The organism is Mesorhizobium sp. M0296, from assembly GCF_040321675.1.
GTDB lineage: Bacteria > Pseudomonadota > Alphaproteobacteria > Rhizobiales > Rhizobiaceae > Mesorhizobium.
This window is the reverse complement of sequence record NZ_JAMYRZ010000038.1, coordinates 1-13,802: the sequence shown is the minus strand read 5'-3', so window position 1 is coordinate 13,802 and position 13,802 is coordinate 1. Positions and strand designations below refer to the sequence as shown.

Genomic DNA, 13,802 nt, shown 5'->3' with positions numbered 1-13,802 from the left:
TAAAAACGGATTTGATTGACGGCGCCGGCCGGGCTCCCGGCGCCGATCAAGCCCCGTCCGTCACCGCTTCCTGCGCGTGCATGCGTTTGACTTCCTTCGGCGTCGGCTTGGCCACCCTGGTGACGAACACGACGAGCGCCAGCGTGAGGAAAATCGCGCCGAGCAGATACGGTGCACCGCCGAAAACCACGGGCGCGGTCGGGCCCGTGAACCAGGAAAAGATCGCCGTATAAAGCAGCGGTGTGATGATCGAGGTGATCGAGAAGATCGAGGTCATCGCGCCCTGGAGTTCACCCTGGGCGGAAGGTGGCACCTTGGCGGCCGCCAGGCTTCTGAGCGGCGGGTCGGCCAACGCCTCGAGACATCCAACGACGATCACTGCATAGATCATCCAGCCTTGTGACGCGAAGGCGTAGCCGAAGGCGCTGAGTGCGGTAAATGCCAGACCGATTACCGCCGTCTTCCACTCGCCAAGCTTAGGGATCACGCGCGGCAGGACTGTCGCCATGACGATCGCCCCGCACAGGCCGAAAGCGCCGAGCGAGAAGCCGATCTGTTGTTCGCTCCAGCCATAGCGATAACTGGAGACGAACGACCAGACCGCAGGATACATCATGTGCCCCAGCGTCATCAGAAAGAAGACAAGTCCGATCCAGCCGATACCTTCGTAGTTGCGCATCTGGACGAGCGTGCCGACCGGGTTCGCGCGTTTCCACTCGAAGCGGCGACGGTGCTTGTTATCAAGTGTTTCCGGCAACAGAAACAGCGCGATCAGAAAGTTTGCGAAAGCAAGCCCGGCAGCGAAATAGAACGGCACACGCGGCCCGAACGTGCCGAGCAACCCGCCCAGAACCGGCCCTATGACGAAGCCGACGCCGAAAGCAATGCCGAGCAGCCCGAAATTCTTCGCACGATTTTCGTCGGTCGAGATATCGGCAATGAACGCCGATGTCGTGGAATAACTGGCGCCGGAAATGCCGGCCAGCACGCGGCCGATGAACAGCATCGGATAGGACCAGGCGATAGCGCAGATCAGATTGTCGATAGCGAACGTCAGCACCGAGGCGAGCAGAATTGGCCGCCGCCCGAACCGGTCGCTCAACCCGCCCATCACTGGTGCGAAAACGAACTGCATCGCCGCATAGACGAAGAACAGCCAGCCGCCCTCGATAGCCGCCTCGCTGATGCCGACGCCGGTCAATTCCCTGAGATAGGCCGGCAGCACCGGCATAATGATGCCGAAGCCGATGATGTCGAGCAGCAGGGTGGTGAAAACAAGCGCAAGGCCCCGCCTGGCGGTTTTGGGGTCTATCATGATGGTATCTCCTCGGGCCGCCCGAGCGAACGGGAACACACCTTATAGGCGAGCACATCGCTGGGAACAATGAGGGAACGGGCAGAGTGCTTTCATCCTGACATCCCCTGACTGCGATCCAGTCTCTCGGATTACGAGAAAACCGTCGGCTCAGATCGGGTTGTTGAACGTGTCGCAGTCCGAAAGCTTGCCATTCTGGAACCCGCGCGCCAGCCAGGTCTGCCGCTGCTGCGACGTTCCGTGGTTGAAGCTTTCCGGCACGACGTAGCCCTGCATCTTCTTCTGCAGCGTGTCGTCGCCGATCTGCTTGGCGGCGTTCAGTGCCTCCGCCATGTCGCCCTGCTCCAAAATGCCCTTCTGGCCGGTGAAATGTGCCCAAATGCCGGCAAAGCAGTCGGCCTGGAGCTCGACCTGCACCGACATGTGGTTGGCGTCCGCTTCGCCCATGCTCTGCCGCATCTGGTTGAATTTGGGCAGGATGCCGACCAGGTTCTGCACGTGATGGCCGACCTCATGCGCGATCACATAGGCCTGTGCGAAATCGCCCGAGGCACCGAACTGCTGATCGAGCTGCTGGAAGAAGGTGGTGTCGAGATAGACCTTGCGATCGTTGGGACAGTAGAATGGTCCGGCCGCTGACGAGGCAGAACCGCAGGCGGAGCGAATCTGGCCGCTGAACAGGACCAGTTTTGGATCTTGATAGGTCAGGCCCTCGGACTGGAAAATGCCAGTCCAGGTATCCTCGGTCTCGGCCAGCACGGTCGACACGAACTGCTTCATCTCGTCGGATGCCGGCGCACCGGTGCCGCCGCCTTGCTCGCCGCTATTGTCGGTGATCTGGCCGCCGCCGGGCTGCAAGCCGCTGTTATCGAGGATCTGACTCGGGTCGAAGCCGAAATACCACCCTGCCAGGAAAATCAACCCTACGATGATAATGCCCGACATGCCGCCGCCGCCGCCGCGACCGCCGATCGGGATGCGAAACTGCCCCGGCCCGCCGCCAAGCCCGCCGCTCTGGCCGCGCTCGTCCTCGACATTGTCACTCTGACGACGGCCCTTCCAGAGCATGGCAACCCCCGTGATGCAATTTTCCGGCCGATCGGGCCGTGTCCCGGTTCGATCGGACGCGACAACAATTATCTCAACGGTTAGGCCAAGTCACAGTATTTTTCGTGCGAACAAGCAATGCTTGCTGACGCTTGCCTGCTCTCTGGCCGAGACATCGCAAGGTCTGTGCCGTTCACCCTGCTCGTGGGAAGCGAGTCGCGCGAAGAGATACGCTGGCCGTGCTTTTCAGCGGGCGGCGATTATTGCCTTGCGAAAGGCTTCGAGCGTCTCGGCGCTGACGTGATGCTCGATGCCCTCGGCGTCGATGCGCGCCGTCTCGGCGCTGACCCCGAGCGAGCGCAGGAAGGCCTCGACCGTCTGGTGGCGAATGCGGCTCTCTTCCGCAACCTTGCGGCCGGCATCGGTCAGGAACACGCCGCGATAAGGCTTCCGGGAGACCAGCCCGTCGGCGCACAGCCGCGTCAGCATTTTCGCCACCGTCGGCTGAGCGACGCCGAGCCGTGCCGCGATATCGACCTGGCGCGCCTCGTTGCCATCCTCGATCAGGTCGGCGATGAGCTCGACATAATCCTCGACCAGCGCGCTGCGGCGCGCTTCACGCGTCTGCCTAAAGCCTTCCGAGTGGATTTCTGCGTCAGGCAGCGGCTTTTCGCGAGGAACCGGTCTTTTCTTCAGCGCCAATACGCGCTCCTCCCGGCAGTTTGAATCGACATTGCGGTCATAACACGGAACCCTATTGGTTCTGGCCGTTTATTTCCATTCGGTGGCCGGCGCAACCGGCGTTCACTGCCGTTCCGGCCGCACGGCCAAGCGGCCACAAGAAAAAGCTCAGACAATGAAATATAGCATATTGCATAATGTTCAGCCGTGGCATAGATAAGGAGACAACATCGATCGTTCCAGTGGAAAGCCATTTCATGTCGGAAGCCGAAGCCACCTCAGCCCCCCGGTCCATGTGGCGATTTGCCCGCCCGGAGGACGACGAGCAGCCCAGCCTTCGCGAAGTCAACGCAACGATCGCGGTGCCGCACTCGGGGATCTGGCTTCGCCGGCTGTTCGCCTTCATGGGGCCGGGCTACATGGTTTCGGTCGGCTATATGGATCCGGGCAATTGGGCGACCGACCTCGCCGGCGGGGCCCAATTCGGCAACACGCTGCTTTTCATCATCATGTTGTCGAACCTGATGGCGATCCTGCTGCAGGCACTCGCCGCCCGGCTCGGCATCGCCACCGGCCGCGACCTTGCGCAGGCGTGCCGCGCCTATTATCCGCGACCGGTCAATTTCATGCTTTGGGTCGCTTGCGAATTGGCCATCATCGCCTGCGACCTGGCCGAGGTCATTGGCACGGCGATCGCCTTGCAACTGCTGTTCGGGATTCCGCTCATCGGCGGTGCCATTATCACCGCGCTCGATGCCTTCCTGCTGCTGCTGCTGATGAACAAGGGCTTCCGTTTCCTCGAGGCCTTCATCATAGCGCTTTTGATTATCATCTTCGGCTGCTTCGCCATTCAGATCTTTGCCGCCGCCCCGCCGGTCGGCTCCATCCTGCACGCGATGTTCGTGCCGTCGTCCGAGATCGTCACCAATCCGGCCATGCTCTACATCGCCATCGGCATCATCGGCGCCACGGTGATGCCGCACAATCTCTATCTGCATTCCTCGATCGTGCAGACCCGCGCCTATGAGCGCACCGATCGCGGTAAGCGCGACGCCATCAAATGGGCGACGACCGACTCGACCATCGCGCTGATACTGGCGTTGTTCGTCAATGCTTCCATCCTGATCGTGTCGGCGGTGGCGTTCCACGGCACCGGTCATCATGACGTTGCCGAGATCGGCCAGGCCTTCGAGCTTCTGTCGCCGCTGCTTGGCCTCGGCATCGCTTCCATCCTGTTTGCCGTAGCGCTGCTCGCCTCCGGCCTGAACTCGACGGTGACGGCGACGCTCGCCGGCCAGATCGTGATGGAAGGGTTCTTGCGGCTGCGCATCCCGCAATGGGCGCGCCGCCTGCTGACGCGCGGCATCGCCATCATCCCGGTGGTGGTGGTCACCGCGCTCTATGGCGAGAAGGGAACCGGCCAGTTGCTGGTCTTCAGCCAGGTAATCCTGTCGATGCAGCTCCCCTTCGCTGTCGTACCGCTGGTGCAGTTCGTCTCGGACAAGCGCAAGATGGGCAATTTCGCCATTTCCCGCGCTGTTGCCGTGCTGGCCTGGGTGGTCGCCGGGCTCATCCTGGTGCTCAACTTCAAGCTGCTCTACGATACGGTCGTCGGTCTGGGCTGAGCGTTTCTCTTCTCCAAGCCGACGCAACCAGGTCGGCAGTCATCCGCCCTTCCAACCCTGGAAATTTGCCGGCCGCTGTCGGATAAATGTCCGTTCGCCCGTCCTTGGCTCGAACTCCGGCCATGACGGCACGGATCAGGGAAAGGGAGCTCCAATGAGGAAGATCATCGCCGCAACATTCGTCAGCCTCGACGGCGTCATGCAGGCGCCCGGCGGCCCGCAAGAGGACCCTGTCGGCGGCTTCAAATTCGGCGGCTGGACGTTTCACTACTGGGACGATGTGATGGGCGCCGCGATGGGCGAGACGTTTTCAAAACCGTTCGCGCTGCTTCTCGGCCGCAAGACTTACGACATCTTCGCCGCCCACTGGCCTTATCAGAAGAATGATCCGATCGCCGACAGCTTCAACGCCGTCACCAAATATGTGGCGACGCACAGGCCGGAGTCGCTGTCCTGGCAAAACAGCCAGCCGCTCGGCAGCGATGTCGTGGCGACGTTGCGCCGGATGAAGCAGGAGGACGGCCCCGACCTGCTCATTCAGGGATCGAGCGAGCTGATCCAGACCTTGCTCGCCAATGACCTGATCGACGAGATCAGCTTGCTGATCTTCCCGCTGGTGCTGGGCAAGGGCAAAAAACTGTTCGGCAGCGGCACGATACCTGCCGCCTTCAAGCTGACCCGTTCGCAGGCATCGACCACCGGCGTCCTCATGGCGAGCTATGAACGCTCCGGCGAGATCAAGACCGGGTCATTTGCCACGGAGCAGCCGTCCGAAGCCGAGATCGAGCGGCGCAAGAACTGGAAGTAGATGCCGCGGGGCGATCAAGGACGGCTGAACACTGGCCGTCCTTTTTGCTGTTTTTAAGCCGCCTCTCGTCGCCGTGCCAACCCATCGCGGAGGTGGCCCGCGAATGCCAGTGCAGCCGGCGCGACGTCGTGCTTCGGCAAATGCAGATTGATCGAAAAATTCGGCAATAACGGCAGCTCCGGATCGTTGGCCAAAATGTCGAGGTCGACAGGCACGGTCGACGCCAACCAGGTGGTGACGGCCAAGTCCGAACGCACCGTCGCCGTCGTCGCGTCGATGCTGCCGTTTTCGAATACGGTGCGCCATTCCAGCCCATGCTCGTTGAGCGCCTCCAGCACCACCGGGCGGAACGCACAGGTCTCGGCGACCATCGAAACCGGCAAGGGCCGCTTGCCGCGGGCGGCGCCGCCTTTGGCGCCGACCCAGACCAGCCGATCAACAACAAGGCATTCACCGGCCGACCGACCGATCGGCTCCTCGATCACCGCGAGCTCTATCGTGCCGGTCGCCAAGGCTGCGGCCAACTCTGGCGACGAAGCACAGACAAGCGAGATCTCGACCTGCGGATAGGCCTCGGCATAGGCCTTCAGCACTGGCGCAAGCAAGGTGCCGACAAGGTCGTACGGCACGCCAAGCCGCACCTGACCGGCAACCGAATCGCCCGCCATCTCCGCCAGGATCTCGTCATTGAGGGAAAGCAGGCGCTTGCCCTTGCCGAACAATCGCTCGCCGGAGCGGGTCAATCGCAATCCGCGCCGATCGCGATCGAACAGGCTGCAGCCGAGAACCTCTTCCAAACGCTTGATCTGCTGGCTGACGGCACCCTGCGTCAAATGCAGCGCGTTGGCCGCCGCCGTCATGCTGGCCTTGTCGGCAACGGTGACGAAGGTTCGAACCAGGGCAGTATCGAGGTTGCGGAGCATCCAGCTATTATATTTGCTAATGCGTGTCATAGCAAACATTGCATTTACTGATGAGCCGAACAGCCTACCGTGCGGGCTTCAAAGGAAGCAGCATGTTTGAAACCGTCCTTCCCCTCGTCCTGTTCGCGCTGGTCTCAACCTCAACGCCCGGCATGGCAACGACCTTATCGACGGCGTCCGGCGCGCAGTTCGGCTTTCGCCGCTCTATCCCGCTGATGGCCGGGAGTGCGGCCGGCCTGGCCACGGTGGCTGCGGCAGGTGCTGCCGGGCTCGCCGGTCTGCTGGCCGCCGCTCCTTCGCTGCAACTGGCAATGAAAATGGCCGGTACCCTCTATCTGACGTGGCTTGCCCTCAAGATCGGCCGCAGCGGTCCGCCCAATCTGGACGTGGCCATGGCAAAGCCGAACAGCTTTTTGGGCGGCGCCGGCCTGCAATGGATGAACCCAAAGGGCTGGGCCATGGGGCTGGGAGCGGCGGCATCCTTTGCCGCGCTCGCCAACGGGCCGCTGCAGCTCGCCGTGCTGCTCGGCACGGTCTTCGGTCTTGCAGCGGCCCTATCGCTGGCGGCGTGGTGCGTGGCGGGCACGCTGCTCGCCCGGTTGCTGCGAACCGAGCGGCAGTGGCGCATGCTCAACATCATGCTTGGCCTGCTGCTGGCCGCCTCGATCATCCCGATGTGGCGGACAGCGTAAGATCAGTCTTTAGCCATGTCAGGCAGCGTAACGCGCCGCCGGCTTGCCCGCCAGAAGACTGCCGAAGAAGCCTTGCCGGACGCCAAGAAAGGCATCCACCCCGGCAATATCGGCAAGACCCGGTGCCGTGAATGCTTCACCCTTTGCCAGGCCAACCAGCGCTGCATCGACCAGATCGTCGGCGGTCACGACGATTTCTTGCGGAACGTCGGCGAGGTCGCTTCCGGCAACTTCCCAGAATTCGGCGCTGGACGAAATCGCCGCGCTGGATTTTGACGCACCGCCCGCCGCGACTTGAATTATCGGCGGCGGGCAGCCAAGCTCCGCTAACAAGCCTTATTCGGCCGGCATCGCCACCGGACGCGCCGCCAGATGGCCCGCCAGCACCACGCCCAGACCAATGATCGGGAATGCCGCCGCGACCACACCGAGGTCGGCCGGTGCGCCATAGCGCAGCACCGCGGCGCCGACCACGGCACCCAGTGCCACGCCGAGATAGAGCGCCGAAGCGTTCAGCGATAGCACGATGGGCGCGGCATCGGGCGCCAGCTTGATGATACGGCTAGCCTGCGCCGGCGGGAACGCCCAGCCGACGATGCCCCACGGCACCATCATGGCCATGAGCGCCGGCCCGGCGATCCCGCGCGGCAGGAACATCGGGATCAGCGAAAACGTGACCAGCATGGCAGCACTCAGCGCCAGCGACCAGCAGACGGTGCGCGTCGCGCCGAAACGGTCGGCGGCCTGACCGCCGCCGATATTGCCGATGACCGCGCCAACGCCAAAGGCGAGCAGCATTCCGGGTAACGCGATCGGGCTCAGTCCGCCGCCTTCGATGGCGAGCGGCGCGACAAAGGCAAAGACGGTGAAGGCGCCGATCAGCGCCAGGATCGTCGTCACCAGGATAGGCATGACGCCGGGGCGAAGTGCCGCTGCCAGCCGCATCCGGAGCGGCAGCCTGGTGCCGACGATGCCGCGCGGCAGCCGGTACCACAGGATCGCGCCGGCGAGCGCACCAAGGCCGGCGATGGCAAAGAAGGTGCCGCGCCAGCCGGCAACCGTCGCAACGAGCGCGCCGAGCGGCGCGCCGACCGCGACCGCCACGGTGGTGCCGCCGACGACCACGGCAATGGCGCGGGCGCGATGATGGTCGTCGACAAGCGCAACGGCCGTTCCCTGTGCGGTCGCCGCGAACAAGCCTGACGACAGCGCCATGACGATGCGCGCGATCAACAGCAATTCGAAGGAGGAGCTTAGCGCCGCGGCGACGTTGCCCAACACGAAGAACACCAGCGTCCACAGGATGACGCGGCGCCGGTCCCATTCGCCGGTCAGCGTTGCCAGGATCGGCGTGCCGATCGCATAGGCGAGCGCAAACGCGGTGATCAGCGTGCCGGCGAGCGGAACGGAGATGGCGGCATCCTTTGCAATGTCGGGCAAAAGGCTGGAGATGACGAAACCTTCGGTCGAAATCGTGAACGATCCGAGCGCAAGCCAGATGAGGCGCTTATCCATGGCAATTTCCTTAGTTCAAAGCTTATTGAACAATTGGACATAACAGGGCATGATGTCAATAAAGCCGCTGCAAAATAGCCGAACCATCCTGACAGCCCGGTGTCAGGACGGGGCGACGGAACGAAACTATGTGTCCATTAGCCACGAGAGGAGATGCGTTGAAATCGGCTCCGAATGTGCTTAATTCCTGGGCATGACCTTGCCCCATCCCACCGCCGACCAGATCAGCCTGCCGAACGTGCTTGCCGTGCTCGGCGACCCGACGCGACTGGCCATCGTGCGCTATCTCGCCAGCAAAGAGGGCGTTCCGCTGAATTGCAGCCGGTTCCTCGATCTCTGCTCGAAGACCAATCTGAGCTACCATTTGGCCAAGCTGCGTGAGGCCGGCGTCACCCGCACCGAGGCGGTTGGAACCAGCCGGCTGATCACGCTGCGCCGTGACGATCTCGACCGCCGCTTCCCGGGCCTGCTCGACAGCGTGATTGCCGCGGCCGGCGACGACGCATCGTTGCCGGCGGTTGGCGGCCACGAGATCGAAGTCCGCGCCTGAACGGCCCGAAGCTGGGTTCCGCTCTCGCCCGCTTCGCGAGGCGAGCAAAGTAGCTTCACCCGCCCTCCAGCCATTCCAATTAACGGAGCCTGCCATGCGCATTGCCGTCCTCGCCGACATCCACGGCAATGTCCTGGCGCTCGACGCCGTGCTCAATGATCTGCGGCAGCGCGGCGGCGCCGACCTCATCGTCAATCTCGGCGATTGCGTTTCCGGCCCGCTCTGGCCGCGCGAGACCATGGAGCGGCTCGAGACGCTCGACCTGCCGACGGTGCGCGGCAACCACGACCGCCGCGTTGCCCGCGACACCGCCGACGAGACCATGTGGCCGTCCGACCGCTACGCGCAGGAACGGCTGACCGCAGGCCAACGCGAGGCGCTATTTGCGCTGCCCGTCACGCTGGAGGTGGCGCCCGGCATACTCGCCTTCCACGCCCGGCCCGACCACGACGAAAAATACCTGACTGACGCGATCGTCGACGGCCGGCTGGTGCGCGCGCCGCTGGTCGCAATCCAGCGGCGCCTCGGCGCGATCGATCCCGCCTGCCGCATCATGCTTTGCGGCCACAGCCATCGCAGCGAGCTGGTCCGCATTCCCGGCGGTCCGGTCATCTTCAACCCGGGCAGCATCGGCTGCCCCGCCTATGACGATTCAACCCCGCCGGCGCATGTCTCCGAACAGGGTTCGCCGCACGCCCGCTACGGCATCGTCGACTTGCATCCCGATCGTTTCGAATCCATCGCCGTCGACTATGACCATGAGGCGGCGGCGTATCAGGCCGAGCAGGCGGGACGGCCCGAATGGGCTCACGCGCTGCGCACCGGCTTCATGCCGGGCTGAGCTTGCTCATCCCAGGCTGAGCTTGCTCATGCCAGGCTGAGCTTGCTCATGCCCAGCTGAACGGAAGACCGCCTTCGAGCGGCAGAAGTCGCCACCGGTCCAATCTTCAGTCGTCAGACGCCGATCGCTTCGATCGCTTGGCAGGACGTCGGGCGCTGGCCGCCGAAGTCTTGGACGTCGAAGTCTTGGACGTCGAAGTCTTGGTCGCCGAAGGCTTTGGCCGTGACGTCTTGGGCGCTAGTTGCGTTGGGTTGAAAGTCTGTGCTGGGGCGGATTCGGAACCGGCCCGAATGTCGGCGTCGCGCACCTGCTGGCCAAAGTTCAGGCCGGTCAGCTCTTCAATCTCGGCCACCGTCGAAAGGAACTCCGATACCCTGGCAATTTCAAGCGGGTCATCGAATGCCTCGGCACGCTCGCCGAACGCTTCGGGCATCACTTCCAGAACCGGCTTCTGGTCCGCCAGCAGCGCGATGGCGCGCAGGCCAGCTTGATCGGACCACAGCGCGATCTTCCAGAACTTCAGCGGAACATGGCTGTCGAAGCGGTAGGGAGGATCGTCCTCGCCGAACACTGGCCCGGCAAACACCGTGACACGGCCTCGCGTCGTGTAGGCGTTGCGCAGCACATAGGTTTCTACCGCGCGCCATCTCAACTTCCCTTTGGAGCCGGGATGGTTAAGCGAGCTTCCTTGATTGAAGAAGCCGACTTGCGGCGCAGCGTTGGTATAAAAGAACGTGTCGCGTTCTGCCGCGACCGCCTCCTGATCGACGCCCCATGCGGGGTCGCCGCGAAGTGTAATATGGCCCTTCTGGAACATTCGAGCGATTCGTTCCTTGGATTTTGCGACGGGAAATCCAGGCACATTCTGGCTCGAATAGAATTCCTGGTTCATCTGCTCGCCAAGGTCGATGCGCCGATCCGGCCGGAAAGCATCGCTGGCTTCCGAACCGGAAATCGACTCCACCCCCAATTCGACAAGCGACGGGTTGTCGATGACCGTCTTGTCCTCACGATTGACTGCCTTGGTGCGGGATCCATCGATATTGCAGGCGGTGACGAAGGCAAGCCTGCGATCGGCGTTCATCAAGATCGAAAAATGATGGTAGCGCAATTCGTGTGGGTCCTCTCCCGGTTTGGCAAGAAGGTTTTTGGCCAACCGGTAGGGTGAATTGGCAACCGTCGGCATTGCCAGGACAAAGCCCGGTATGAAGCCGGGCTCATACCCTCCACGATCGTCGAAATCCTCTGTTTTCCAACCCGCGGCCTCGGCGATGGCCACCTTCCCGGGTTCGCTTGCCGGGCCTTTGCCGTCGTTTCGTCTCGCATCGCCTCCGTCGCGGTCGATCAGCGGCGCCCGGACATTTATCTCGACGGGAAAAGTCCAGGTGACCGAGCCATCGGCATTGTGTCTCGTCGCCGGCGGATTGCGATCCGGTTCCGGCCGCTGCACCGGCTTGTCCGGCACATCTTCGCGAATATCGGCGTTCAGCCGAACTGTCTCGTCCATCATGCGCGGCATGCCGGCCCAAATCGCCAGAGCTTGCGAAACCGCCGATGCCGAGGAGCCCGGCAGCTTGGACTTTCTAGCACCCAGATCATCAACGATGGCGCTGATCCGTATGCCTTCGTTGATCTCGCGCGCAAGCGCATAGCCACCTATGCCCGTCACCTCGTGGAACGGGCCGGCCCAATGGTGCAGGGCGATAGGTTCCCATTCATTGTTGAAGACCGGGGAGCCGGACGAACCCTGTTCGGTGTCGGCGACATAGTGCAGCACTTGCACCGTTTCGTCGCGGGCCACCAGCCGGTTTTCACGCAACACCAGTTCCTTGAAGCGGCCATCGGGATGCTGAACGATGTTGGCGATTTCGCCGAGCATATGCTTGTCGCGCGCATCCGACAGCGAGATAAAACCGAACTCCCCCAGTTCCTTTGGGCCGGAACGCCGCTCGCCAACTCCGATCAGCGTATAGTCCAGACCCTCTATGCTATCGCTCACGAAACAGGATTCAGGATCGAACAGGAACGTCGTCGGCGTACGCACGGCATTCGCACCGTCCTGCTCATAATCGAACTGGACCTGGAAGCGCCGGGAATCCGCCGGCGACGAAATCACATGGTTGTTTGTGAGGAACAGCCTTGGCCCGACCAGAAAACCCGATCCTTGTGGATTGCCGTTGAGAAAGGCAACGCGGCCAACCGCATCGGCAGCACGGCGCCCACGCTCGAGGAATGCGACCCCGATGAAATCGAGCGTTGGGCCGAGAATTGCCTCCGGCCCCGGCTGCTTGGCGGCGGCCTTTCTTTCCCCGGCAGACCTCATGTCGATCGCTGCCGATATCATCTCCGCTTCGGTGCGGCTGAGCGACGCCTTTACCTGCAACCTGTCGAGCCGCCTGGAGAGGGTCTGTTCGGCGGCCAGCGGATTGCCGTGGGCGATGTGGCCAAGTGAAGCCTCAATCTCGGCGCGCGTTTTCTTGATACGCTGGCGAACTATGTTTTCCACCTGCGCAAATATTTCAAGGTCGACCATATTGCCCTCCTCAACCTTACTTGAGAGAGTGCATATTTACATGAAATGTGCAATATTTTGCCGGCTGATAGTTCACGGAAGTGGCTTGGTCGCGATTCAACACGCGGCACCTTTTCAGGCTTACACAGCGCCGTCTCGTCGCCTATAAAAACCGGCTGGCGTGTGATGGCGCTTTCGTGCCTGGCCGCGCCTTCGGCAATTGAACCTACCGCCATGGCAGATGATTAGGCGCACAGTAACACTCCCGACGACGCTGCTTGCGATGGTTGCCGCTCCGCTGATGCTGGCGGAGTTGCCGGCCAACGGCCAGGAGCCGGAGCCCATTATCTCGATTGTGACGGGTCTTGCTCCGGATGATCTCCTGAACGTGCGCGCCACGGCGTCGGCCATGGGCAAGATCGAGGCGCGGCTGCCGAGCGGTTCGAGCGTGAAAAATCTCGGCTGCGGCGACGTCAGCGGTTACAAATGGTGCAAGGTTGAAGACATTGACGACCCCAAACTGAGCGGATGGGCGCCGGCGCGCTACCTCGATCCTATCAATCCCCAGCAAGTGACACCCCAGGCGGCGGCCAATACGGAGAGCCCTGCCTCTCAACCACTGCCCGATCTGACAACGCGCCTCGGCGCGACCGCTCCCGAAACGGTGCTGAACTCCGCTGACGCAATCGGCAAGGTGGCGATCGAGGACGCTTACCGCTTGGCCCTGGCCGCTGGAAACCCCTCGACTGGACAGGTTGATGGATCGCCGCCCGTGGCTGCGGACCCCGTCCGGAATTTCGGCGCGGCCAACGCGGCGCCTCCGGCCGACGCACAGACCGTTGCGCGGCTTCAGCCGCCGGGGACACCGGTACCCGGTGCCGGCAACGCCATCCCCTGCGCGCGCTATCTCGGCCAGCCGATGACCAGCTGCAAGGCAGACGTCGTGCGCACCGGCGACAAGATCGACGTGACCGTGACATGGCCCGATGGCGGCACGCGCATCATCAGCTTCAAAGCCGGCAAGCCGGCCGGTGCGGACGCGCCCGGCGAATTCCGCTTCACCCGCGAGGGCAGCCTCAACATCGTCCGCATCGGCGTTTCCGAACGCTTCGAGATTACGGATGCTTTGGCGCTGGGGGATAGTGATAAGGGGAATAAGGCAGTAGGGCAGTAGGGCAATATGTTTAAAGGGCGCTCGAACTCTCCCCTACTCCCCTACTCCCCTACTCCCCTACTCCCCTACTCCCCTACTCCCCTACTCCCCTACTCCCCTACTCCCCTACTCCCCTACTC

General features: G+C 62.7%; 13 protein-coding genes. 6 read left to right on the top strand and 7 right to left on the bottom strand.

Annotated features, from left to right (window positions below):
- Window positions 1–46: 46 nt before the first annotated feature.
- The 3 genes from NKI97_RS27865 to mntR all read right to left on the bottom strand — a co-directional run bounded on the left by NKI97_RS27865 (window position 47) and on the right by mntR (window position 3,064).
- Window positions 47–1,315 carry a TCR/Tet family MFS transporter gene (locus NKI97_RS27865; RefSeq protein WP_352837765.1) on the bottom strand — a complete coding sequence of 423 codons (1,269 nt, stop codon included), beginning with the start codon at window positions 1,313–1,315 and terminating at the stop codon, window positions 47–49.
- Window positions 1,316–1,465: 150 nt separating this feature from the next.
- Window positions 1,466–2,383 (bottom strand): KPN_02809 family neutral zinc metallopeptidase, encoded by a 918-nt coding sequence (gene ypfJ / locus NKI97_RS27860; RefSeq protein WP_352747569.1) that lies wholly within the window; start codon window positions 2,381–2,383, stop codon window positions 1,466–1,468.
- A 225-nt stretch (window positions 2,384–2,608) separates the two neighbouring features.
- The gene (mntR, locus tag NKI97_RS27855) at window positions 2,609–3,064 is read right to left on the bottom strand and encodes a manganese-binding transcriptional regulator MntR (RefSeq protein WP_023678308.1); all 456 of its coding nucleotides are present in this window, start codon (window positions 3,062–3,064) and stop codon (window positions 2,609–2,611) included.
- Between the two features lie 236 nt (window positions 3,065–3,300).
- On the opposite strand from mntR, the gene NKI97_RS27850 reads away from it, so the two are divergent.
- Both NKI97_RS27850 and NKI97_RS27845 read left to right on the top strand, forming a co-directional pair.
- A complete protein-coding gene (locus tag NKI97_RS27850) occupies window positions 3,301–4,668 on the top strand; it encodes an Nramp family divalent metal transporter (RefSeq protein ID WP_352837763.1) in 1,368 nt (455 codons plus the stop codon).
- 154 nt (window positions 4,669–4,822) lie between these two features.
- Window positions 4,823–5,476, top strand: coding sequence for a dihydrofolate reductase family protein (locus NKI97_RS27845; RefSeq protein WP_352744532.1), 654 nt, complete (start codon window positions 4,823–4,825; stop codon window positions 5,474–5,476).
- 53 nt (window positions 5,477–5,529) lie between these two features.
- On the opposite strand, the gene NKI97_RS27840 is transcribed toward NKI97_RS27845, so the two are convergent.
- A complete protein-coding gene (locus tag NKI97_RS27840) occupies window positions 5,530–6,399 on the bottom strand; it encodes a LysR family transcriptional regulator (protein WP_352837761.1) in 870 nt (289 codons plus the stop codon).
- A gap of 92 nt (window positions 6,400–6,491) precedes the next feature.
- Between NKI97_RS27840 and NKI97_RS27835 the strand changes: the two genes are divergently transcribed.
- Entirely contained in the window at window positions 6,492–7,091 is a 600-nt protein-coding gene (locus NKI97_RS27835) for a LysE family translocator (protein WP_352450708.1), read from the top strand.
- Between the two features lie 18 nt (window positions 7,092–7,109).
- Here NKI97_RS27835 and NKI97_RS27830 read toward each other — a convergent pair whose 3' ends face one another.
- Together NKI97_RS27830 and NKI97_RS27825 are read right to left on the bottom strand one after the other, a co-directional pair.
- Entirely contained in the window at window positions 7,110–7,424 is a 315-nt protein-coding gene (locus NKI97_RS27830; protein ID WP_352450707.1) for a hypothetical protein, read from the bottom strand.
- A gap of 3 nt (window positions 7,425–7,427) precedes the next feature.
- Entirely contained in the window at window positions 7,428–8,606 is a 1,179-nt protein-coding gene (locus NKI97_RS27825) for an MFS transporter (protein ID WP_352450706.1), read from the bottom strand.
- Between the two features lie 193 nt (window positions 8,607–8,799).
- Here NKI97_RS27825 and NKI97_RS27820 point away from each other — a divergent pair, with 193 nt between their 5' ends.
- The gene (locus tag NKI97_RS27820; protein WP_023719360.1) at window positions 8,800–9,156 is read left to right on the top strand and encodes an ArsR/SmtB family transcription factor; all 357 of its coding nucleotides are present in this window, start codon (window positions 8,800–8,802) and stop codon (window positions 9,154–9,156) included.
- 94 nt (window positions 9,157–9,250) lie between these two features.
- Window positions 9,251–9,997: a metallophosphoesterase family protein gene (locus tag NKI97_RS27815; protein WP_352744522.1), complete on the top strand. Its 747-nt coding sequence runs from the start codon at window positions 9,251–9,253 to the stop codon at window positions 9,995–9,997.
- Between the two features lie 106 nt (window positions 9,998–10,103).
- Here NKI97_RS27815 and NKI97_RS27810 read toward each other — a convergent pair whose 3' ends face one another.
- Window positions 10,104–12,530: a DNA/RNA non-specific endonuclease gene (locus NKI97_RS27810; RefSeq protein WP_352837758.1), complete on the bottom strand. Its 2,427-nt coding sequence runs from the start codon at window positions 12,528–12,530 to the stop codon at window positions 10,104–10,106.
- 280 nt (window positions 12,531–12,810) lie between these two features.
- Here NKI97_RS27810 and NKI97_RS27805 point away from each other — a divergent pair, with 280 nt between their 5' ends.
- Window positions 12,811–13,683 carry an SH3 domain-containing protein gene (locus tag NKI97_RS27805; protein WP_352837756.1) on the top strand — a complete coding sequence of 291 codons (873 nt, stop codon included), beginning with the start codon at window positions 12,811–12,813 and terminating at the stop codon, window positions 13,681–13,683.
- The last annotated feature ends 119 nt before the right edge of the window (window positions 13,684–13,802 follow it).

Bases quoted from the DNA above. Each gene is read 5' to 3' on its own strand.
- NKI97_RS27850 (WP_352837763.1), top strand. From the start codon at position 3,301: ATGTCGGAAGCCGAAGCCACCTCAGCCCCCCGGTCCATGTGGCGATTT.
- NKI97_RS27820 (WP_023719360.1), top strand. From the start codon at position 8,800: ATGACCTTGCCCCATCCCACCGCCGACCAGATCAGCCTGCCGAACGTG.
- NKI97_RS27810 (WP_352837758.1), bottom strand. From the start codon at position 12,530: ATGGTCGACCTTGAAATATTTGCGCAGGTGGAAAACATAGTTCGCCAG.
- NKI97_RS27865 (WP_352837765.1), bottom strand. From the start codon at position 1,315: ATGATAGACCCCAAAACCGCCAGGCGGGGCCTTGCGCTTGTTTTCACC.
- NKI97_RS27825 (WP_352450706.1), bottom strand. From the start codon at position 8,606: ATGGATAAGCGCCTCATCTGGCTTGCGCTCGGATCGTTCACGATTTCG.
- NKI97_RS27815 (WP_352744522.1), top strand. From the start codon at position 9,251: ATGCGCATTGCCGTCCTCGCCGACATCCACGGCAATGTCCTGGCGCTC.
- ypfJ (WP_352747569.1), bottom strand. From the start codon at position 2,383: ATGCTCTGGAAGGGCCGTCGTCAGAGTGACAATGTCGAGGACGAGCGC.
- NKI97_RS27845 (WP_352744532.1), top strand. From the start codon at position 4,823: ATGAGGAAGATCATCGCCGCAACATTCGTCAGCCTCGACGGCGTCATG.
- NKI97_RS27840 (WP_352837761.1), bottom strand. From the start codon at position 6,399: ATGCTCCGCAACCTCGATACTGCCCTGGTTCGAACCTTCGTCACCGTT.
- NKI97_RS27835 (WP_352450708.1), top strand. From the start codon at position 6,492: ATGTTTGAAACCGTCCTTCCCCTCGTCCTGTTCGCGCTGGTCTCAACC.
- NKI97_RS27805 (WP_352837756.1), top strand. From the start codon at position 12,811: ATGCTGGCGGAGTTGCCGGCCAACGGCCAGGAGCCGGAGCCCATTATC.